15 protein-coding genes are annotated in these 16,439 nt (G+C 74.1%); 8 read left to right on the top strand and 7 right to left on the bottom strand.

Annotated elements, in window-relative coordinates:
- Positions 1–4: 4 nt before the first annotated feature.
- The gene (locus DSM104329_RS19550) at positions 5–904 is read right to left on the bottom strand and encodes a TIGR01777 family oxidoreductase (RefSeq protein WP_259311529.1); all 900 of its coding nucleotides are present in this window, start codon (positions 902–904) and stop codon (positions 5–7) included.
- A gap of 112 nt (positions 905–1,016) precedes the next feature.
- Between DSM104329_RS19550 and efeO the strand changes: the two genes are divergently transcribed.
- On the top strand, positions 1,017–3,065 hold the full coding sequence (gene efeO, locus DSM104329_RS19545; RefSeq protein ID WP_259311528.1) for an iron uptake system protein EfeO: 2,049 nt from the start codon (positions 1,017–1,019) through the stop codon (positions 3,063–3,065).
- Between the two features lie 23 nt (positions 3,066–3,088).
- On the top strand, positions 3,089–4,366 hold the full coding sequence (gene efeB, locus DSM104329_RS19540) for an iron uptake transporter deferrochelatase/peroxidase subunit (protein ID WP_407655937.1): 1,278 nt from the start codon (positions 3,089–3,091) through the stop codon (positions 4,364–4,366).
- Between the two features lie 150 nt (positions 4,367–4,516).
- On the opposite strand, the gene DSM104329_RS19535 is transcribed toward efeB, so the two are convergent.
- Positions 4,517–5,986, bottom strand: a complete 1,470-nt coding sequence (locus tag DSM104329_RS19535) for an NAD-dependent malic enzyme (protein WP_259311526.1) — start codon at positions 5,984–5,986, stop codon at positions 4,517–4,519.
- An 88-nt stretch (positions 5,987–6,074) separates the two neighbouring features.
- On the opposite strand from DSM104329_RS19535, the gene polA reads away from it, so the two are divergent.
- Genes polA through DSM104329_RS19520 form a run of 3 tightly spaced genes read left to right on the top strand, consistent with a single transcriptional unit; the run spans position 6,075 to position 10,008 of the window.
- Positions 6,075–8,666, top strand: a complete 2,592-nt coding sequence (polA, locus tag DSM104329_RS19530; RefSeq protein WP_259311525.1) for a DNA polymerase I — start codon at positions 6,075–6,077, stop codon at positions 8,664–8,666.
- An 8-nt stretch (positions 8,667–8,674) separates the two neighbouring features.
- A complete protein-coding gene (locus DSM104329_RS19525; protein WP_259311524.1) occupies positions 8,675–9,124 on the top strand; it encodes a DMT family transporter in 450 nt (149 codons plus the stop codon).
- Positions 9,125–9,171: 47 nt separating this feature from the next.
- Positions 9,172–10,008 (top strand): class I SAM-dependent methyltransferase, encoded by an 837-nt coding sequence (locus DSM104329_RS19520; RefSeq protein ID WP_259311523.1) that lies wholly within the window; start codon positions 9,172–9,174, stop codon positions 10,006–10,008.
- Positions 10,009–10,037: 29 nt separating this feature from the next.
- Here the strand turns inward: DSM104329_RS19520 and DSM104329_RS19515 are convergent, their stop codons facing one another.
- On the bottom strand, positions 10,038–10,637 hold the full coding sequence (locus DSM104329_RS19515; RefSeq protein WP_259311522.1) for a TetR/AcrR family transcriptional regulator: 600 nt from the start codon (positions 10,635–10,637) through the stop codon (positions 10,038–10,040).
- Between the two features lie 69 nt (positions 10,638–10,706).
- Here DSM104329_RS19515 and DSM104329_RS19510 point away from each other — a divergent pair, with 69 nt between their 5' ends.
- On the top strand, positions 10,707–11,093 hold the full coding sequence (locus DSM104329_RS19510) for an SgcJ/EcaC family oxidoreductase (RefSeq protein ID WP_259311521.1): 387 nt from the start codon (positions 10,707–10,709) through the stop codon (positions 11,091–11,093).
- Here the strand turns inward: DSM104329_RS19510 and DSM104329_RS19505 are convergent.
- The gene (locus DSM104329_RS19505) at positions 11,090–12,037 is read right to left on the bottom strand and encodes an NAD-dependent epimerase/dehydratase family protein (protein WP_259311520.1); all 948 of its coding nucleotides are present in this window, start codon (positions 12,035–12,037) and stop codon (positions 11,090–11,092) included. The two genes, DSM104329_RS19510 and DSM104329_RS19505, sit on opposite strands and share 4 nt — an antisense overlap.
- A gap of 35 nt (positions 12,038–12,072) precedes the next feature.
- On the opposite strand from DSM104329_RS19505, the gene DSM104329_RS19500 reads away from it, so the two are divergent.
- Positions 12,073–12,951 (top strand): RNA polymerase sigma-70 factor, encoded by an 879-nt coding sequence (locus DSM104329_RS19500; protein WP_259311519.1) that lies wholly within the window; start codon positions 12,073–12,075, stop codon positions 12,949–12,951.
- On the opposite strand, the gene DSM104329_RS19495 is transcribed toward DSM104329_RS19500, so the two are convergent.
- A complete protein-coding gene (locus tag DSM104329_RS19495) occupies positions 12,944–13,750 on the bottom strand; it encodes an MBL fold metallo-hydrolase (protein ID WP_259311518.1) in 807 nt (268 codons plus the stop codon). The two genes, DSM104329_RS19500 and DSM104329_RS19495, sit on opposite strands and share 8 nt — an antisense overlap.
- A gap of 92 nt (positions 13,751–13,842) precedes the next feature.
- Between DSM104329_RS19495 and DSM104329_RS19490 the strand changes: the two genes are divergently transcribed.
- Positions 13,843–14,061, top strand: coding sequence for a hypothetical protein (locus DSM104329_RS19490; RefSeq protein WP_259311517.1), 219 nt, complete (start codon positions 13,843–13,845; stop codon positions 14,059–14,061).
- 252 nt (positions 14,062–14,313) lie between these two features.
- Here DSM104329_RS19490 and DSM104329_RS19485 read toward each other — a convergent pair whose 3' ends face one another.
- Both DSM104329_RS19485 and DSM104329_RS19480 read right to left on the bottom strand, forming a co-directional pair.
- On the bottom strand, positions 14,314–15,252 hold the full coding sequence (locus DSM104329_RS19485) for a LysR family transcriptional regulator (RefSeq protein ID WP_259311516.1): 939 nt from the start codon (positions 15,250–15,252) through the stop codon (positions 14,314–14,316).
- A 14-nt stretch (positions 15,253–15,266) separates the two neighbouring features.
- A complete protein-coding gene (locus DSM104329_RS19480; protein ID WP_259311515.1) occupies positions 15,267–16,412 on the bottom strand; it encodes an NAD(P)/FAD-dependent oxidoreductase in 1,146 nt (381 codons plus the stop codon).
- Between the last annotated feature and the right edge of the window lie 27 nt (positions 16,413–16,439).

Below are 16,439 nucleotides of genomic sequence, written 5' to 3'. Positions count from 1 at the left end.
AGCGTCAGCGCAGCGCGGACCGCAGCGCCTCGTCCAGCTGCGGGTGGGCGAACGTGTAGCCGAGCGCCTGCGTGCGCTCGGGCACCGCGCGTTGGCCCTCGGTGACGATCTCCGCCATCTCGCCGTACAGGGTGCGGATGGCCAACGCGGGCACCGGGGCGAACGCGGGCCGCCGCAGCGCACGGCCGAGCGCGTGGGAGAAGTCGCGGTTCGTCACGGGCTCGGGCGCCGTCGCGTTGACCGGACCGTCCCACTCGTCGTCGTCGAGCGCGGTGAGGTAGATGCCGGTCACGTCGTCGGCGTGGATCCACGGGAGGTACTGGCGCCCGCCCGCCACTGGTCCGCCGACGCCGAGCTTGAAGAACGGCAGCATCCGGCCCAGCGCGCCGCCCTCGGCGTCGAGCACCACGCCGGTGCGCACGAGCACCACGCGCGTCCCGCGCTCGGCCGCCGCGCGCGCCTCGCGCTCCCAGGCCACGCAGACCTCGGCGAGGAAGCCGTGGCCGGGCGGCGTGGACTCGGGGACGCGCTCGTCGCCGTGCCCGCCGTAGATGCCCACGGCCGAGGCCGACAGGAGCACCCGGGGTGCCGGATCGGCGGCGGCCAGGCCGGCGACGAGGTTGCGGGTGCCGAGCTCCCGGCTGCGGCGGATGCGCTGCTTGGCGTCGTCGGTCCAGCGCTGGGCCACGTTCTCGCCCGCGAGGTGCACGACCGCGTCGCGGCCGGCGAGTGCGCTCGCGGGCGCGGGGCCGGCGGACGGGTCCCAGGCGACGGCGGGGACGCCCAGCGACTGCCCCCGCGCCGGGTCGCGCGTGAGGACGGTGACGTCGTCGCCGCGGTCGCGCAGCCGCTTCACGAGGCGCCGGCCGATGAGGCCGCTGGCTCCGCTGATGGTGATCTTCATGCGATCGCTCCTGGTCGGTGCCCGAGAGTCCGCGTTCCGGGGCAGACATGGATGGCGCGATACAGTTCGGGCACCCTTATTCGGGGCCCCTAAGCCGCACCTCTCACACCACATGCTGCCGACTTTCGTCATCGCCCTGCGTGAAGGCCTCGAAGCCGCCCTGATCGTTGGCATCATCGCCGCGTTCCTGCGCCAGGAGGGCCGGCGCGACGCGCTGCGCCCGATGTGGCTCGGCGTCGGGCTCGCCGTCCTGCTCTGTCTCGGCGTCGGCATCGGCCTGCGCCTCGCGGGCGAGGAGCTGCCGCACCGCCAGCAGGAGGCCCTCGCGGCGATCGTCGCGATGGTCGCCGTCGCGATGGTCACCTACATGATCGTCTGGATGACGAACCATGCGGCGGCGCTCGAGTCGCAGCTGCACGGCGAGGCGGCCGCCGCGCTCGAGCGCAACTCGACGTGGGCGCTCGTCACCCTCGCGTTCTTCGCCGTGCTGCGCGAGGGGTTCGAGACAGCGGTCTTCCTCGTCGCCGTCTTCCAGGACTCGAGCAACACGTCGGCCGCCGGCGCCGGGGCGCTCCTCGGCCTCGCGGTGGCGATCGTCCTCGGCTGGGCGATCTACAAGGGGGGCGTCCGGCTGAACCTCTCGCGCTTCTTCCGCATCACCGGCGCGCTGCTGGTCCTCGTCGCGGCCGGCCTCGTGGCCAGCGCGCTGCACGCCGCGGCGGAGGCCGGCTGGGTGACCGCCGGTCAGGGCGTGGCGTTCGACCTCTCCTGGCTCGTCGACCCGGGCGCCGTGTCGGGCGCCCTGCTGACCGGCATGTTCGGGCTGCAGCCCGAGCCGACCGTGATCGAGGTCGTCGGCTGGCTCGTCTACGCCGTGCCGATGCTCGTCTTCGTGCTCGTCCCGGCCCGCCGCCACCGGGCGATCCGCAACGCGGTCGCGGCCGCGGCCGCGATCGTCGCGCCGGTGGCCGTCGTCATCGGCGTCGTCGCGGGCGGCTCGAGCAGCGAGTCGCTGGCCAGCAGCGGGACTCGGGCGGGCGCGCGCGACATCGACGTGTCCGTGACGAAGGAGGGATGCAGCCCGCGTGACCTGCGGGTCGCGGCCGGGCCGGCGAACTTCATCGTCACGGCCAAGGACAACGGAAGCGTCACCGAGTACGAGATCCTCAGCGGCACGCGGGTCCTGGCCGAGGCCGAGCACCTCACCGACGGCCAGACCGGCAAGTTCTCCCTGACGCTGCAGCCGGGCCGCTACGAGCTGCTGTGTCCGGGGGGCACGGACGAGTCCGGCACGCTGGTGGTGACCGGCGCGCGCGCCGCGTCCGGGCTCTCGCCCGAGCTGGCGGCCGGCATGAAGGGCTACCGGGCGTACGCCGAGGCGCAGGCCCGCGCGCTCGTCGACGGCACCGCGCGCCTGCGCGACGCCCTGGCCTCCGGCGACCTGGGCGCCGCCCGCCGCGCGTACGTCGAGGCGCGCATCCCGTACGAGCGCATCGAGCCGATCGCGGAGTCGCTCGGCGATCTGGACCCGCGCATCGACGCCCGCGTCAACGACGTCGAGCCCGGCCACGCATGGACGGGCTTCCACCCGATCGAGCGGCGGCTGTGGGAGGCCGGGACGACGCGCGGCACGCGCGCCCTCGCCGAGCAGCTCGTCGCCGACACGCGGGAGCTGCAGGCCACGATGCCGAGGATCGAGCTCGAGCCCGCGCAGGTCGGCAACGGCGCCAACGAGCTGCTCAACGAGGTCTCGAAGTCGAAGATCACCGGCGAGGAGGAGCGCTACTCGCGGACCGACCTCGTCGACTTCGAGGCCAACGTGGCGGGCGCCCAGGCGGCGTTCGACGCGATCAAGCCCGCGCTGCAGCGCCACGATCCGGAGCTGGTGGCGACGATCGAGCGCCGCTTCGACGCGGTGTACGCCGGGCTGAAGCCGTTCGGACGCGGCGCCCGGTTCGTCAGCTACGACGACCTGACGAAGGCACAGGTGCGCGAGCTCAGCCGCCTCATCGACCAGCTCGCCGAGCCGCTGTCGCGGGCACCGGCGCTGGCGGTCGGCTCGGGTGGCCCCGGTGGCTCTGGTGGCTCTGGTGGCTCCGCTGGCTCCGGTGGCTCTGGTGGCCCCGGTGGCTCCGGCGGGTCCGGTGGCTCCGGCGGTTAGGGCACCCTCACGGGGCGACTAGGCTGGGCGCCGTGAGCGAGCCGACCGACCCGACCTCGGAGTCGCAGCCCGCCGAGCCCGCTCGGCCGCGGCGGCGGCTCAGCCGCCGGGCGCTGCTGGGCGGGGCGGGCGCCGGCGCCGCCGCGCTCGCGGCGGGGGGCGTCGGGATCGCGATCGGCAGCGCGGACTCCGGGTCCTCGAGCTCCTCCGGCGCCGGCGACCACGTCGTGCCGTTCGACGGCGAGCACCAGGCCGGGATCGCCACTGCCGCCCAGGATCGGCTGCACTTCGCGGCCTTCGACGTGGTGTCCGACCGGCGCGAGGACGTCGCCGGCCTCTTGCGGGCGTGGACCGAGGCCGCGCGGCGCATGACGGCCGGCCGCCCCCCGGGCCCGGCGAACGCCGTGGAGCTCGCGCCGCCCGACGACACGGGCGAGGCGTTCGGCCTCACCGCGGCGCGGCTCACGGTGACGATCGGCTTCGGGCCGTCGCTGTTCGACGGCCGCTTCGGCCTGGCGGCGCGCCGGCCCGCGGCGCTGCGCGACCTGCCGGCCCTGCCCGGCGATGAGCTCGACGGCGCGCGCTCTGGCGGCGACCTGTGCGTGCAGGCGTGCGCCGACGACCCGCAGGTGGCCTTCCACGCCGTGCGCAACCTCGCCCGGATCGCTCGCGGCACCGCGGTCATCCGCTGGTCCCAGCTCGGGTTCGGCCGCACGTCGTCGACGAGTCGGGCGCAGGACACGCCCCGCAACCTGATGGGCTTCAAGGACGGGACGAACAACCTCAAGGCCGAGGACCGCGCCGCGCTCGCCGAGTCGGTGTGGGTGGGCGGCGAGGCGCCGGACTGGATGCGCGGCGGCACGTACCTCGTCGCGCGCCGGATCCGCATGCTGATCGAGGTATGGGACCGCGCGTCGCTGGGCGACCAGGAGCAGACGTTCGGCCGCCACAAGGTCAGCGGCGCGCCGTTCGGCGGGCGGGCCGAGTTCGACGCGGTCGACCCCGCGCGGCTGCCGGCCGACAGCCACGTCCGGCTGGCGCGGCCGGAGAGCAACGGCGGGGCGGCGCTGCTGCGCCGCGGCTACTCGTTCACCGACGGCCTCGACGATCAGCTCGGCCAGCTCGACGCCGGGCTGTTCTTCATCTCCTTCCAGCGCGACCCGGACGCGTTCGTCAAGGTCCAGAGCAGCCTCGCGCGCGACGCGCTCAACGAGTACATCAAGCACGTCGGCAGCGCGGTGTTCGCGGTGCCGGGCGGGACGCAGCCGGGCGGGTACGTCGGGCAGCCGCTGTTCGCCTGAGCGCCCGGCGCCCCACCCCGCGGGCGCCGACCGTCGACTTTCTCAGCCGGAGCCGCAGAAACTCGACGCTGGATGCGACGGGCGGGGCGCCGCCGTCACATGGCGTGGAGCAGAAACTCGACGCTGGGTGCGACGGGCGGGGCGCCGCCGTCAGATGGCGTGGATGCGGCCCGCGTCGGCCGCGGCGAAGCCGATCTGCTCGCCGGCGGTCGCGATCCCGGCCCGCCGCGCCTCCTCGGCCACCGCGGACGCCACCGCGGGCGCGACGTCGCGGTTGAACACCGACGGGATGATGTAGTCCTCGCGCAGCTCGTTCTCCGCGACGATCGCCGCGATCGCGCGCGCGGCGGCGAGCTTCATCTCCTCGGTGATCTGCGGCGAGCGGACGTCGAGCGCGCCGCGGAAGATGCCCGGGAAGGCGAGCACGTTGTTGATCTGGTTGGGGTAGTCCGAGCGCCCGGTCGCGACGATGCGCGCGTAGCGCGCCGCCTCCTCGGGGGAGACCTCCGGGGTCGGGTTGGCCATCGCGAAGACCATCGCGTCCCGGTTCATGCGCGCCAGCGCCTCCGGCGGCATGACTCGCGCGCCCGACAGCCCGACGAACAGGTCCGCGCCGTCGACGACGTCGGCCGGCCCGCCGTCGCGGCGCTCGGGGTTGGAGTGCTCCGCGTACCAGCGCTTGATCGGCGTCATCGAGCCGTCGAGGTAGTCGCCGCGCTCGGTGTGCACCGCGCCGCGCGAGTCGCAGCCGATCACGTGCTCCACGCCCGCCTCGAGCAGGATCTTCGTCACCGCGACCCCCGCCGCGCCCAGGCCCACGACGACGACGCGCAGGGCGACCATCTCCTTGCCGATCAACCGCGTGGCGTTCAGCAGCGCGGCGAGCGTGACGATCGCGGTGCCGTGCTGGTCGTCGTGGAAGACCGGGATGTCGAGGTCGGCCTTCAGGCGCTCCTCGATCTCGAAGCAGCGCGGCGCGGAGATGTCCTCGAGGTTGATCCCGCCGAAGCCGGGTGCGATCGCCCGGACCGTGGCGACGATCTCGTCGGGGTCCTTCGTGGCGAGGCAGATCGGGAAGGCGTCGACGCCGGCGAACTCCTTGAAGAGCATCGCCTTGCCCTCCATGACCGGCATGGCCGCCTCCGGGCCGATGTCGCCGAGGCCGAGCACCGCCGTGCCGTCGCTGACGACCGCCACGGTGTTGCGCTTGATCGTGTACTGGAAGGCCTTGTCGCGGTCGGCGGCGATGGCGCTGCACACCCGCGCGACGCCCGGCGTGTACGCCATGGAGAGGTCGTCGCGCGTGGCGATCGGCACCTTGTTGCGCTGCTCGATCTTGCCGCCCATGTGCAGCAGGAACGTGCGGTCCGTGGTGTCGACGACGTGCGCGCTGGGCAGCGCCTCGATCGCCTCGAGGATGCCCTGCCAGTGGTCCTGGTCGGCGGCGTCGACGGTGATGTCGCGCAGCGTGTGCGCGTCGGTCACGTCGACCAGGTCTACCGCCCCGATCGTCCCTCCCGCGTGCCCGATGGCGGTCGCTACCTGCCCGAGCATTCCCGGCCGGTGGTCGATCTCGACCCGGATGGTCAGCGAGTACTGGGCTGAGAGGGTTGCGGACATGCCCCGAGCATATGGCGCGGCGGTGCCGGGACGGGCAGCGGGTTGCCCGGTGGACGTGGCGCAACCGGCCTCGCTAGCGTGCGGGCCCGTGTCCACCGACGGCGCTGCGAGCGAGCTCTACCTGATCGACGGCAACTCGCTCGTCTACCGGGCGTTCTTCGCGCTTCCGGAGTCGATCGCCACCTCGACGGGCTTTCCGACGAACGCGATCTTCGGGTTCGCGTCGATGCTGGTGAAGCTCATCACCGACCACGGCGTCGTCCCCACCGTCGTCGTGTGGGACCGGGGATCGAGCGGGCGCAAGGAGCTCTACGGCGAGTACAAGGGCCACCGGCCGACGAAGCCCGACCTGCTCGGCCAGCAGTACCCGCACATGGAGCCGCTCGTCGAGGCGTTCGGCTACACGAACTACGGCGTCGACGGCTACGAGGCCGACGACGTCATCGCCACGATCGCCGAGCGGGCCAAGGACGCCGGTCTCGCGGTCACGATCGTCACGGGCGACCGCGACGCCTTCCAGCTCGTCGACGACCGCGTGCGCGTCATGGCGACGTCGCGCGGCATCACCGAGACGAAGCTCTACGGCCCCGAGGACGTCGAGGAGCGCTACGGCATCGGGCCCGAGCTGATCCCCGACTTCTACGGCCTGAAGGGCGACACGTCCGACAACATCCCCGGCGTCCCGGGCATCGGCGACAAGACGGCCGCCCAGCTGCTGCAGCGCTTCGGCACGCTCGAGGAGGTCCTCGACCACGTCGACGACGTCTCGGGCGCCAAGCGCCAGGAGAACCTGCGCGAGCACGCCGACGCCGCGCGCATCTCCAAGCAGCTCGCGACCGCGCAGCGCGAGGTGCCGGGCGTCGAGCTCGACATCACGGCGGCGCTCGCGCGCGAGCCGGACCGCTCACGGCTGCGCGAGGTCTTCCGCGAGTTCGAGCTGCGCGACCCGCTGCGCCGCCTGGAGGAGGCGCTCGGCGACCCGGACGCCGCCGCGCCGGCGCCGGTGGCCGAGACGACGCTGCCCGCCACGCTGCGCGAGGGCACGCTCGCCGACACGGTGTCCCTGAAGGGCGAGCTCACGGTTCTCGTGGAGGAGGCCGAGCCGCCCGAGGGCGAGCTGCTCGCCGCCGCGCCGTGGCGGTTCGCCGTCGCGGGCGCCGGCGGAGCGGTGGTGGCCGGCGGCACGGACAGCCCGGCCGCCGTCGTCGCCGCACTCGGCGACCGGCCCGTCATCGCCCACGACGCCAAGGCGCTCGGCGCCGTCCCGGCGAACCTCGTCCACGACACCCTGCTCGCCGCGTACCTGCTCGAGCCCGCCCGCCGCGGCTACCCGCTGCGCGAGCTCGTCGAGGAGCGCGGCCTGGCCGCGGACCTCGAGGACCCGCTCGCCGCGCGCGCGGTCGAGGCCGCCGCGCTCGCGGCCTGGCAGCGCGAGCAGCTGCAGGACCGCGGGCTGACGCTGCTCATGCGCGACGTCGAGTTGCCGCTCGTCCCGGTGCTGCGCGCGATGGAGATCGACGGCATCCGGCTCAACACGCACCAGCTGGCCGAGGTCGCCGACCGCGTCCACGGCGAGCTGCGCGACCTCGAGGACGACATCTACCGGCTCGCGGACACGGAGTTCACGATCGGCTCGCCCCAGCAGCTGGGGGAGGTCCTGTTCGTCAAGCTCGGCCTGTCGAAGAAGCGCCGCGGCAAGACCGGCTTCTCCACCGACGCACGCGTCCTGCAGCAGATCCGCGACGAGCATCCGATCGTGCCGAAGATCGAGCGCTGGCGCGAGCTCAACCAGCTCGCCAAGACCTACCTCGACGTGCTGCCGCAGATGGTCGACGAGCAGTCGCGCCTGCACACCACGTTCGTGCAGGCGGCCGCGACCACCGGCCGCCTGGCCTCGACGAACCCGAACGTCCAGAACGTCCCGGTCCGCACCCCGCTCGGCCGTGAGATCCGCGGCTGCTTCGAGGCGGCGCCCGGCAACGTCCTCGTCTCCGCCGACTACTCGCAGGTCGAGCTGCGCGTGCTCGCCCACGTCGCCGACGAGCCCGTGCTCAAGGAGATCTTCGTCCGCGGCGAGGACGTCCACACGGCCACGGCGTCGCAGGTCTTCGAGAAGGCGCCGGAGGACCTCACCCCGATGGACCGCTCGAAGGCCAAGATGATCAACTACGGGATCGTCTACGGCCTGAGCGACTACGGCCTGGCCGACCGGCTGAACATCCCGCGCGAGGAGGCCAAGGCGGTCATCGACGCGTACCTCGCCCGCTTCCCGCGCGTCGCCGCGTTCATCGAGGGGACGATCGAGCAGGCCAAGGAGCTCGGGTACGTGACGACGCTCTACGGCCGCCGGCGCCAGATCCCCGAGCTGCGGGCGCGCAACTACCAGGTGCGCACGCTCGGCGAGCGGCTAGCGGTCAACACGGTCATCCAGGGCACCGCCGCCGACGTCATCAAGCTGGCGATGATCGGCGCTGCGCGTTCGTTGTCGGGATCGCACCCACCCCTGCGCTCCCGGCTCATCCTCACGATCCATGACGAGCTGCTGTTCGAGGGCCCGCCGGAGGAGGAGGCCGCGGTGCGCGAGCTGATCGAGCGCGAGATGCTGGCGCCCTGGGAGGACCGCGACCCGCCGCTCGAGGTCGACGTCGGCGCAGGGAGGACGTGGCTGGAGGCGAAGTAGGTGCGGCCATGGACCGCGCCCTCGCCATCGTCGCGACGATCTTCGTCGGCGGTCTGATCGCCTTCCAGCCGCCGGTCAACTCGCAGCTCGGCAAGCACGTCAGCGTCATCGGCGCGGCGTTCGTCAGCACCGGCATCTCGGCGATCGTGCTGCTCGTCCTGTACGTCTCGCTGAAGGGCGGCTTCGGCGAGCTGAGCGGCCTGCGCGACGCGCACTGGTACGAGCTGACGGGCGGCCTGCTGGGCGCGGTGCTCGTGACCGTGTCGCTCGTGACGGTGCGCACGCTGGGGGCGGGCGGCGTCGTCGCCGCGACCGTCGCGGGCCAGCTCATCGTCTCCGCCGCGCTCGACCGCGCCGGGGTGCTCGGCCTCGACAAGATCGGCCTGACCGCGCCGCGGCTGGTCGGGATGGGCCTGCTCGTGATCGGCACGCTGCTGATCACGCAGCCCGGCCGCTGACGGGCGGTCCGTCCCGCGGAGGGGCCGCGGCGTGCGATCATCGAGCCATGAGCGACGATCTGCGCGCCGCGCTGCACCAGCAGTGGGCCGGGGTCGCGCCGGCGTGGAGCGACGGCGCCGACGAGATCGACGAGCACAACGCGGGCACCGCCGCGGCCATGCTCGCGCTGGCGAAGATCCGGCCCGGGGAGCGCGTCCTCGAGCTCGCGTGCGGCCCGGGCGGCGTCGGCCTCGAGGCGGCGCCGCTGGCGGACCCCGGCGAGGTCGTCCTCTCCGACGTCGCGGTCGAGATGGCCGAGATCGCGGCGGCCCGCGCGGCGGCGCGCGGGCTGACCAACGTCACGACGCGCGTCCTCGACCTCGAGGCGATCGACGAGCCCGACGCCGCCTACGACGTCGTCCTGTGCCGCGAGGGGCTGATGCTCGTCGTCGATCCCGCCCGCGCCGCGCGGGAGATCGCGCGCGTGCTGCGGCCCGGCGGGCGCGCGTCGATCGCGGTGTGGGGCGCGCGCGAGCGCAACCCGTGGCTCGGCACGCTGTTCGACGCGGTCGGCGAGCAGCTGAGCGCCCCGATCCCGCCGCCCGGCGTCCCCGGCCCGTTCTCGCTGCCGAGCCTCGACGTCCTCGTCGGCCTCCTGCGCGGCGCCGGCCTGGAGAACGTCCGCGGCCGCGAGGTCGACGCGCCGTTCCGGCCCCGGTCGCTCGACGCATGGTGGGAGCGGGTGCCGAACATCGCCGGGCCCGTCGCGAAGATGCTCGCGGGGATGCCGGCGGATGCGGTCGGCGCGATCCGCGAGCGGGCGATCGCCGAGCTCGCCGCCTACGCCGGCCCGCACGGCGTCGAGATCCCCGGGCTGACGCTGGTCGCCGGCGGCCGGCGCTGAGCACGGGGCGCGGCCGCCTGAGCGCCCGGTCAGCCCGCCCGTCGCGCGCGGCGGCGCACCGGGGAGCCGAGGGCCGCGAGCACGGCCGTGGTGACGATCTCGGCGTACCGCGCGGGGGCGAGGCCCGCTTCGTTGACGAGGTCGTCCCACACCCGGAAGGAGACGAGCTCCCACACGAGCGCCGATGCCTCGGCGGTGGTCCAGCTGCGATGCACGAGCCCTTCGCCGCGCAGCCGCCGCACGATGGCGGTCGCCCCGCGCATCCGGTTGCCGGCCCGGTCGCGCCACGCCGCGGCCGTCGGCCCGTCCTCGTGCCGGGTCTGGTCCAGGCCCCGCGCCAGGGCGGCGATGCGCGGGTTGCGCCGCGCCTGCATCTCGACCCACGCGCGCAGCTGGGCCGGCCCGTCCGCCGCCGCCTCGACCGTGGCGAGCGCGGCCGCGAGCCCCTCCCGATCGTCGACGTGCTCCACGAGGGCGAGCAGGAGCGCGGCGCGATCCGGGAAGTGCAGGTAGAGCGCCTGGCGCGAGATGCCGGTCGCCCGGGCGACGTCCGACATCGTCGGCAGCGCCTCCTGCGACCCGACCAGCCGGCGCGCCGCTTCGAGGATCCGCTCGTCCGTGCTTGACACGTGTCAAGTGTATCGGATATACGTGCGTCTTGGCAGGTGTCAAGCAGCGACCGATCGAGAGGCCCCACCATGGACCCGACCACCATCAGCCAGGCCGTGATCGAGCAGCTCGAGGCGGCCTGGAACGCCGCCGACGGCGCCGCCTTCGCCCGGGCGTTCGCGCGGGACGCGGACTTCGTGAACATCCGCGGCGAGCTGCACTCCGGCACCGAGGCGATCGCCGCGGGCCACCAGGGCATCTTCGACACGATCTACCGGGGCAGCACGGTGCGCTACGCCCTGATCGGGGCCCGCGCACTCGACGAGCGCGTCATCCTGGCCCAGGTCAGCGGCGCGCTGCACGTGCCTTCCGGCCCGCTCGCCGGCGACCTCGATGCCCTCGCGAGCATCGTCCTCGTGGCGGAAGGCGACGGCCACCGGGTCGCCGCCTTCCACAACACGCTCGTCGCCGGTTAGGCGGCCGCCCGCGAGCGCTCGAGCGCGGCGAACCCCTCGCGCCACGTCGGCCACCGCGGCGTCCAGCCCAGCTCGTGGCGGAGCTTCGCGTTCGACGCACCGCGGACCTCGCACATGAGCGTGACGAGGTGCTCGCCCATCAGCCGCGCGACCAAGCGCGGCACGTGGCGGGGCGGCGGGGCACCCGCGGCGGCGGCCAGCGCGGGCAGCCACTCGCGCACCGGCGCCGGGTCGTCGTCGACGGCGTTGTAGAGCTCTCCGGGCCGGTGGTCCTCGAGCACGGCGAGCACCGCGCCCGCGGCGTCCTGGATGTGGGTGAACGACCACACGCCGCCGCCGTCTCCGACGAGCGGGAACCTGCGCGCCCGCACGGCATCCCACTGCTCCCCGCCGGGCACCAGCCCGGTGCCGGGACCGTAGAACCCGCCGTAGCGCAGCACGACGCCGCCGGCGCCCGTCACCGCCTGCTCGAGATGGCGGATGGCGTCGAGCGTCGAGCGCATCTGGCGCGGAGGGTCGGCGTCGAGCGGATCGTCCTCCGTCTTCACCGGGCCGCCGGTGCGCGCGTACGGCCAGCCGGTGTAGCTCTGCGCGACGATCCGCTCGACGCCCGCGTCGCGGGCCGCGGCGACCAGGTGATCGGTGCCCTCGGTGCGCAGGCGGTTGGTCACCGCGAACGCCTGCTCGAACCTGCGCAGGTCCGCCATGCCCGTGAGCGCGGTCATCTGGTGGACGATCGCGTCGGGGCGCTCGGCCGCCACCGCGGAGCGCACGGCATCGCGGTCGAGGCCGTCGACGACGACCGGCGCGGCACCGAGCGAGCGCAGCAGGTCCGCCTTCGCGGCGCTGCGGGTGGGCCCGGCGACGGTGTGGCCGTTCTCGATCAGGAGGGGGATGAGGGAGCGGCCGACCGCGCCGGTCGCTCCTGCGAGGAAGATGTGCATGCCCCTCCGACGAGACGGCGTGCCACCCTGTGACAGTGTCCACCGTCGAGGAGCTCCGCCCGCTCTCCTTCGCCGTCGCCTACCGGATGCTCGGCAGCGTCGCCGAGGCCGAGGACGTGGTGCAGGAGGCGCTGCTGCGCCTGCACTCGACCGATGCGGTCGCCAACGACGAGGCGTTCGTCACGACGGTCACCACCCGCCTGGCGATTGACGTGCTGCGCTCCGCCCGCGTGCGGCGCGAGACCTACGTCGGCGACTGGCTGCCCGAGCCGCTCGTCGAGGACGCGATGGTCGGGCGCGTCGAGGACGAGGAGACGATCTCGCTGGCGTTCCTCGTCCTGCTCGAGCGCCTGACGCCGGAGGAGCGCGCCGTCCTGGTCCTGCGCGACGCGTTCGACTACCGCTTCGCGGACATCGCCGGCATCGTCGGCAAGAGCGAGGCGAACTGCCGCCAGATCCTCAGCCGCGCGCGGCGGCGCATCGGCGACGAGCGCCCCCGCTTCGATCCCGACCCGGCGCAGCGCAGCGCCCTTGCGGCCCGCTTCCTCGACGCCGCCCGCGACGGCGATCTCGACGGGCTCGTCGCGCTCCTCGCGCCCGACGCGGTGCTCGTCGGCGACGGCGGGGGCAAGGCGCGCTCGATCCCGAAGCCGATGGCCGGCGGCGCTCAGGTGGCCCGGGCGCTGGCGGCGTTCTACCGGGCGGGCGTCGACATGGGCATCACGCTCGAGCCTGTCCTGGTCAACGGGCAGCCGGGCTTTCGCTCGCGCGGCCCGGACGGCCGGCTGGTCAACGTGGTCGGCCTCGACGTCGAGGACGGCCGCATCCGCCGCGTGCACTCGATCCTCAACCCGGACAAGCTCCACCACCTCGGTCCGCTGTCGGATCTCGCGCTGCGCCCGTCGCTCAAGTAGGCGGCCAGACGCGAACGGGCCCCGCGCCGGGCTCCACGACACGCAGCCGGTCGCCGATCCCGGCGGCGGTGAACGCCTCGACGAGGCCGTCGAGGGGCGCGGAGAAGTGCTCCCAGCCGTCATGGTGGACGGGCACGACAACCCGCGCGCCGAGGATCTGCGCGGCCTCGGGCGCCTCGCGGTTGCCGAGCGTGAGCAGCGCCCCGTCGAAGCGGCCCGCGAGGCAGGCCCCGCCGGCGAAGAGGACCGCCACGTCCACGGGGCCCAGGCGGTCGGCGATGCGCCGGACGACGTCGAGCGAGGCGTTGTCGCCGCTGACGTGGACGGTGGGCAGCCCGTCGCCGGTGAGGTGGAAGCCGATCACGGGGCCCGTCAGGTGGTCCGTGCCGTCCGGGCCGTGCTGGGCGGGGATCGCGGTGACGCGCAGGCTGCGGTCGCCGGGCAGGTCGACGTCGGTCGACTCGAAGGGCTCCAGGCCGCGCGCCGTGCCGCCGAGCCGCTGCGCGCCCGCGACCGTCGTCAGCACGAGCGGGACGGTGCTCAGCAGCTCGCGCCCGGCGGCGTCGAGGTTGTCCGGATGATGATCGTGGGAGACGAGCGCGAGGCCGAGCGGCCCGAGCGCGTCGGCCTCGACCGCGGGGCCGCGCGTCTTGACGAGCGCCGGCGCGCCCTCGCGCTCGTAGCGGCCCGGCGGGTCGAAGGTCGGGTCGAGCATGATGCGGAGGCCGCCCATCTCGAGCACGGCGGTGGGCCCGCCGATCGTCTGGACGGTGACGGCGGCTGCGTCGGTGGAGGCCATGCGCGAATGGTGGCATGCCCGTTGAGCGGACCCGCCTCGCGTCGTACCATCTGCCGGGACGGCACCCATACCGACCCGGAAGGAGTGCCGCGATGCTCCGCAACGCGTTCTGGGTGGTCTCGCTGCTCGTCCTCGGCGTGTACGCGTTCTTCGTCGCGCTAGGCGCCTGGGACCCCGGCGAGGTGCTTCCCCTGACCATCGCCATGGGCGTCCTCGTGGTGCTCTGGACCGGCCACGTCTGGATCCGGCGCCGTGCACCGCAGGAACGCGACCCACGGCTCATCCACGCACGTGAACGCCGGGGGTTCTGACGCGAGCGGCCGAGGGGCCCGGCGCCGGCGCACGCCCAGGGCGACCCGGCCGGCGAGTGCGATGACGCCGGTCGCGGTGACGGCGATCTGCAGCGCCACCGTTCGCGTCGGCCACCAGGCGAGCGCGACGAGCGTGATCACCGAGAGGGCGACGACGGCGTCGCCCCAGAGCGCAACATGACGGTCGTCTGCGGACACGGCGTCATTTGAGCAGGTGAGGGCCCTTCGCGCCTATCCCGATGCGCACCCGGGTCATCCATTTCTGGATGGGTCCGTGGTCGGCTCGCCCCAGGTCCTGAGCTGCGCGCGAGCGTCCTCCACGAGATCGAGCGCGGGGCGCGGCGGGCGACGCTCGCTCAGCCAGTAGGCGGTCAGCGTCGTCCGCGGCGCGGCGGTCTCGATCGGGATCATCCGGAAGCTGTGGGCGAGCGGCCCGGGGGCCCGGCCGACCGGGGCCCAGGCGACCGTGATCGCCTCGCCGGCCGTGAGCAGCCGGATCGCCGCCATCGGCTCCTCGACGAGGTGCGCGACGTGCGGGTCGATCCACGCGTCGGCGCACGCGGCGAGGAAGTCGCGCAGGGCATCGCTGCCTTCGCGGAAGACGAAGGTCTCGCGGCTGATGTCGGCGAGACCGATGCGGTGGCGCCCGGCCAGGGCATGGTCGTTGGGCAGGACCGCGTGCATGGTCAGCGGCGCGATCTCGCGGCACTCGAGGTCGGCGGTGACGTCCTCGTCGCGCAGCCCGCGGATCGCGAGGTCGAAGTCGCCGGCGCGCAGCGCACGTCCCGCGGCCTCCGAGTTGACCTCCTCGGAGAGACGCACGTCGACGTCCGGGTGCTCGGCGTGGAAGCGCCGCAGCGTCTCGACCGTCTCGGGCATCGACGTCACCATCGGCCCCACGACGACCGCGATGTGCTCGGGTCGTCCCGCGGCGAGCTCGCGCAGCCGCTCCCAGCGGTCCTGGGCCGTGGCGACGAGCTCCGTCGCCGGAACGAGGATGCGCTGCGCCGCGTCGGTCAGCTCGAGCCGCCGGCCGTCACGGCGCAGGAAGAGCGGCGTGCCCAGGTCGGACTCGAGGCGCTGGAGATGGCGCGACACACTGGCCTGGGAGAGGTGCAGGTCGCGCGCCGCCACGGTGACGCTGCCCGCGCGCGCGACCGTGACGAACGTCCGCAGCAGCGCGAGGTCCATGTGCGCCGCCGCGGCTACGCGGCCGCGCGGGCCGGAGCGCTCCGGGCCACCGGCGAGGTCAGCGCGAACTGCGGCGGCGCGACCGCGAGATAGCGGTTGAAGAAGTACTCGATCCACCAGCCGCGGTTGACCCCGCGCATGACGAATCCAAGCAGCGGGCCGCGGTCGTTCAGCGGCCCCACCATCCGCTGGCAGTGCAGCAGCCACCGGTACGCCCGCGCATGGGAGGCGGAGAACGCGCCGTAGCCGCCGAGCGCCTGCTCCCGCGTCCGCCGGCCCTCGACGACGGCGCGCAGCTCGCGGCCCGCCGCCATGCCGAAGTAGAACGCGGTGCGGATGCCCTCCGCCGTCAGCGGCAGGCAGTGGCCGGCGCTGTCGCCGGCGAAGAACACGCCCTCGCTCGTCGCGGGCCGCAGCTCGTGCGGGATCCAGTTGCCCTGGTAGCCGATCGGCGGGACGCCCACCTCCTCGGCGAGCTCGACGGTCGGGTCCTTGACGTGGTCGTGCGGATCGAACGAGCCGACGCCGACGCGGACCTCGTCGCCCGCGGGAAAGCTCCAGCCGTACCCGGAGCGGATGACCTTCGGGTCGATCCAGAGCTCGAGGTCGTCCCCGCGGCCCGCGGGGTGGACCTCCAGCCCGCGCGAGAGCCGCGCCTCGGGCGGCTGGATGCGCACGTCGCGACCGAGGACCCGGCGCCAGCCGAGCGCGTCGACGACCAGCGGCGCGCGCAGGTTGCCGCGATCGGTGTGCACCGTGTGGACCGCGCCGCGCGTGATGCCCTCGACCTTCGCGGTGTCGAACGTGAAGTCGCCCTGGCCGGCGAGCAGCGCGCACAGCTCGCGGTAGTCGAACGTGGAGAAGGTCCACGGCAGCCGATAGCGGATGTCCTCGCGCTGCGTGTGCACGAGCAGATCGCCGAACGTCTGGCGGATCGCGGCGCCCAGCCCGAGGTGCTGCAGCCACGGGGTGGGGGCGGCGCAGGCCGACGTCTGGCGCTCCCCGATCTCGTAGCGATCCACCACGACGACGCGCGCGCCGGTGCCGAGCAGCTCGCGCGCGGCGGCCAGGCCGGCGAAGCTGGCGCCGCAGATGACGACGTCGGCGTCGGCGTGGAGCGGCGTACGCTCGGCGCCCCGCTTGGTGGCACGGACGGGCATGCGTGGGGCAGGGTAGCCGCCCACACC

Source organism: Capillimicrobium parvum, from assembly GCF_021172045.1.
Taxonomy (GTDB): domain Bacteria; phylum Actinomycetota; class Thermoleophilia; order Solirubrobacterales; family Solirubrobacteraceae; genus Capillimicrobium; species Capillimicrobium parvum.
Note: the sequence above shows the minus strand (reverse complement) of the source record. Positions and strands in the feature narration are given on the sequence as shown.